1 protein-coding gene is annotated in these 687 nt (G+C 77.1%); it reads left to right on the plus strand.

All coding sequences use genetic code 11. The features are described from left to right. The coding region (locus B7767_RS38755; RefSeq protein WP_143652893.1) for an FtsX-like permease family protein at nucleotides 1–687 on the plus strand (687 nt) is incomplete at both ends.

The following is a 687-nucleotide window of genomic DNA, read 5'->3' on the forward strand; positions in this document are numbered from 1 at the left end:
CTGCTCACGGCCCCCGGTGACACGCTCACCGTGCCCGGCACCACGCGGGAACTGACCGTGGTGGGCGTCGCCGACAGCGCCGAGCCGCGCTACCGGCCGGGTGAGCGGCCGGGCCTGGTGTGGGCCCTGCCGTCGGCGGTGGCGGATCCGGGCGGCCAGGTGGTCGGGCTGCGGCTGACCGACCCGGGCGACACCGGGTACGCCGTGCAGCGGGCGGTGACCGAGCTGGGCGCCGGGGCGATCGGCGAGGTGGCCACCTGGCAGCAGGCGCGTGCCGAGGCGCAGGGCGACAACCGGCTGCTCGGGCAGGTGCTCGGCATGTTCGGTCTGGGCGCGCTGGCCGCCGCCGGGTTCGCCGTGCACGGGGCGATCGCCACCCGGATCCGGGGGCACCTGCGGGACATCTCGATCCTCAAGGCGATCGGCTTCACGCCCGGCCAGGTCGTCCGTGTCTTCCTGATCCAGCACCTCGGCTACGCCCTGCTCGGTGCCGTCGCCGCCGCCGTGCTCACCGAGGCGCTGGGCGGCGCGGTGCCGGGGCGGCTCGGGGACGCGGTCGACGTGTGGCAGGGGCTGCCCGGACACACCGCGGCGCTGTTCGTCGTACCGGCCGGGGCGGTGCTGTTCATCGGCGCGACCACCGGGCTGGCCGCCTGGCGGGCGGGACGGGTGCCGCCGGTGCCGGTG

The sequence above is a fragment of the Streptomyces sp. 13-12-16 genome, from assembly GCF_002114215.1.
GTDB lineage: Bacteria > Actinomycetota > Actinomycetes > Streptomycetales > Streptomycetaceae > Streptomyces.